This window comes from uncultured Limnohabitans sp. (genome assembly GCF_937889215.1).
Lineage (GTDB): Bacteria > Pseudomonadota > Gammaproteobacteria > Burkholderiales > Burkholderiaceae_C > Limnohabitans_A.
The window spans coordinates 1-2,583 of record NZ_CALBEX010000140.1 but is presented as its reverse complement, the minus strand read 5'-3'; the positions used below and the strand labels follow the sequence as shown (position 1 = coordinate 2,583).

Sequence of the window (2,583 nt, the reverse complement as noted above, 5' to 3'; positions counted from 1 at the left end):
TCGCCCAACTCTGAATCAATAGCACCCTCGGGAACAACCGCCAACACCAGCAAACCATCAATTGAGCCGCTGTAAGAAAGCGAATAGGAGCCATTTTTATCTGTTGTAGAGGAAGGCTCGCCCGGGTCGCAAATCAAGTTGCTGTTGACATCAAGGCAGACAGTTGCTCCCTCAATGTAGCCATCGATCACGGTGCCGGATATGACTTTCGGCATCACAACACCACCACCACCACCACCACCACAGGCAGCTAGAAAGCCAAGCGACATCAGTGTCATCGCTAAACGGTTAGGGCGAAAAATTGATTTCAAAGTACTCTCCAAGACGTTGATGATTTTTTATTGTTATTATTTTAGCTTCAATAGTCAATTTTTTCTTGATAAAGATCTTGAAATCACTAAGGAATGGACCGTTTGGGTGTGCTTCTGTGGAGTTTAGTGATGGTGTGAGCATGACTCGAAGCATGGCTAAATTGCGAGGCGATCTCAGGCCGCAATGGACTTAAGCAGGCCTTATTCACAATCGGAGAACACACCAATGCTTAGCCAACGCCTAGCCACCAAGGCATTCGGCAAAAATCGCTCGTTCAATTTCAGGGCGCGTCGTGGCTGGGCATTTTGGCGCCCACATGCACCTCGCCCCGCGCCTCGGCCAGCTCGACCTGGCGCTGGCGCTCGGCCAGTTTTTCTTTTTGCTCAGGTGTGCGCTGGTCGTGGCAGTAAGCGCAGCTCACACCCAACACGTAATGCGGCGACTGTTTGTCTTGCTCACTCAGCGGCCAGCGGCAAGAGCGGCACAGCTCGTGGTGGCCCAAGCCCAGACCGTGGCCCACGCTCACACGCTCGTCAAACACAAAACAGTCCCCTTCCCAAGTGCTTTGCTCGGGCGGGATTTCTTCGAGGTATTTGAGGATGCCACCTTCCAAGTGATACACCTCGTCAAAGCCGCGCATTTTCATGAGCGCGGTGGATTTTTCGCAGCGGATACCGCCCGTGCAGAACATGGCCACCTTCGGTTTCTTGACCGCATCGGTTTTCAGGTTTTCATGCGTGTCCAGCCACGCGGGCAGCTGCACAAAGTTTTTGAGGTTCGGATTGATGGCACCTTTGAAGGTGCCAATGGCCACCTCGTAGTCGTTGCGCGTGTCGATGACCACCACATCCGGGTCGGCCAGCAAAGCGTTCCAGTCGGCGGGCTTGACATACTGGCCCACGGTTTTGTTCGGGTCCAGCTCGGGCACGCGCAAGGTGACGATCTCTTTTTTGAGCTTGACCTTCATGCGGGTGAACGGAGGCTTGGGGCTCCACGACTCTTTGTGCGGCAAGCTGGCCAAGCGCGGATCGGCCCGCAAAAACGCCAGCACGGCGCGGATGCCAGCCTCAGGCCCGGCAATGGTGCCGTTGATGCCCTCGTGCGCCAAAAGCAAGGTGCCCTTGACCTCATTGGCCAAGCAACAGGCTTGCAAAGGCGCTTGAAGGGCCTCGAAATCGGGCAAATCGACGAATTTATAAAGGGCAGCAGTGAGGAAAAGGGGTTCGGTCAACATGCCGTGATTATCCAGTTTGACATCAGGGTTATGCCGCATAAGTGGTCAAAACCACATCAGCCGCCTCTTGCCGCAAAGGAATCAGGGCTTGGTAGGCTGCAGACGCGTGCCAGCCCTGCGCATCATCCAAAGAAGAAAACCGAATCACCACGATGTCAGGGTGCGGGTTCACACCCGAAAACGACTGAACCTGTTCGCCCCGAAACACGAGTTCCCCGCCAAATGGCAGCAAGGTGGCCAAGACCTGTGATCGGTATTGGGCCCATTTTTCTGGATTTTTCACGGTCATTTGACCGACAACAAAGGCTTGAGACATGACTGATCCTTACAAAGGCTGAACCATGGAGGCGTTGGGGTTTTGTAACCAATGGCTGAACTCATCCGCCAACTGTTGGCTGGCACCTGCCGCCGCATTCCACACCCTCACTCGCCCTGCCAGATCGCGGTCGTAGCTGATGAAGTCTTTGCGGTCGGGCAATTTGCCCCCCGGCAAAGTTTTGACCCATTCGGGGTTGGGGGCCAATACGATGGTGCTGTCCAGAAACGGCGTTGCGCCGTGCCGCCACTTGAGCGCTTTGTCGAGCCAGCCGGGCACCACGTTTTGCTGGAAGTGCGGGTACAGCACGATGGCGCGTTCGGGGCCGTGGCTGGGCGCGGTCCAGTTCAGGTGCAGGTGGTAGTCGGTGATGCCGCCGTCCCAATAGGCGCCAGCCGGTGCGCCGGGGATGTCGTGCACGGCTTTCAGGGCAAACGGGATGGAGCAGCTCGCCTGCAACGCGGGCATGAAGTTGCCCTCGGTCAAGGCCACCTGCCGGGTGCGAAAGTCTTGCGCATCAAAAGGCAAATCCTCGGGTGCCCCTGCGCCCTGCCCTGAAAACACCACCCGCTCCAGCCAGCCCCCCAAGGCACGCCGGTGCACGGCGTTGCTCAGAAATGCCCCCGCATAACCCAGTGGCGTGCCCACCGGGTGTTCGCGGTGCAGGATGTGTCGTCCGCGCGAAGTGACGATGTGCAGACGGTAAGGCGGGTGGCTCAGA

General features: G+C 56.9%; 2 protein-coding genes and 2 pseudogenes. All 4 read right to left on the bottom strand.

Features of this window, described 5'->3' with window-relative positions; translation table 11 throughout:
- Window positions 1–311, bottom strand: a pseudogene (locus Q0341_RS03600) (hypothetical protein); the annotation flags it as partial.
- Between the two features lie 281 nt (window positions 312–592).
- Window positions 593–1,546, bottom strand: a complete 954-nt coding sequence (locus Q0341_RS03595; RefSeq protein ID WP_299510616.1) for a rhodanese-related sulfurtransferase — start codon at window positions 1,544–1,546, stop codon at window positions 593–595.
- A 28-nt stretch (window positions 1,547–1,574) separates the two neighbouring features.
- Window positions 1,575–1,862: a DUF1330 domain-containing protein gene (locus tag Q0341_RS03590; protein ID WP_299510614.1), complete on the bottom strand. Its 288-nt coding sequence runs from the start codon at window positions 1,860–1,862 to the stop codon at window positions 1,575–1,577.
- A gap of 9 nt (window positions 1,863–1,871) precedes the next feature.
- A pseudogene (locus tag Q0341_RS03585) lies at window positions 1,872–2,583 on the bottom strand (phospholipase); the annotation flags it as partial.

Coding starts and splice junctions, on each gene's coding strand:
- Q0341_RS03595 (WP_299510616.1), bottom strand. CDS start 1,546: ATGTTGACCGAACCCCTTTTCCTCACTGCTGCCCTTTATAAATTCGTC.
- Q0341_RS03590 (WP_299510614.1), bottom strand. CDS start 1,862: ATGTCTCAAGCCTTTGTTGTCGGTCAAATGACCGTGAAAAATCCAGAA.